The 671-nt window shown below is 64.7% G+C and carries 1 pseudogene; it reads right to left on the reverse strand.

The annotated features are described in order from the left end of the window. Window positions 1–671: pseudogene (locus tag AC5RWD_RS23160) on the reverse strand (pyruvate dehydrogenase (acetyl-transferring), homodimeric type); the annotation flags it as partial.

The following is a 671-nucleotide window of genomic DNA, read 5'->3' on the forward strand; positions in this document are numbered from 1 at the left end:
CGCCGGCTTCGTTGATGCCGGGGTGGATCAGCTGGCCCTGGGCGGACTCCTTGTAGGCCAGGACCAGGTCCCGGTCCACGGACAGGTAGTTCTGGCCCTTGGGGTTGTAGATCTTCGCCGTCGGGAAGAACGCGTCCATGCCGAACGTGCGGGCCTCATCCGGGATGATCGGCGCGATGTGCTTGCCGAAGTTCTTATCCCGCATCAGGTCCTTGAGCAGGCGGACGAACGCCATGGTGGTTGCGGCCTGCTGCTTGCCCGAACCACGCTTGGCGACCTCGTAGGACTTCGCCTCGGGCAGCTCGATGTCCGAGTGCTTCGAACGCCGCTCCGGAACCGAACCGCCCAGGGCCGCGCGGCGCTCCAGCAGGTACTTGATTTCCGGCGCGTCCGTGCCCGGGTGGAAGTACGGCGGCCGGTACGGATCCTTCTCCAGCTCCTCATCCGTGACCGGGATCCGCAGGTGGTCGCGGAACTTCTTGAGGTCGTCGAGGGTGAGTTTTTTCATCTGGTGGGTGGCGTTGCGGCCTTCGAAGTGCGGGCCCAGGCCGTAGCCCTTGACCGTTTTGGCCAAGATCACGGTGGGTTTGCCCTTGAATTCGGTCGCGGCCTTGTACGCGGCGTAGACCTTGCGGTAGTCGTGCCCGCCGCGCTTGAGGTTCCAGATCTCG

The organism is Arthrobacter sp. CMU6, assembly GCF_059090205.1.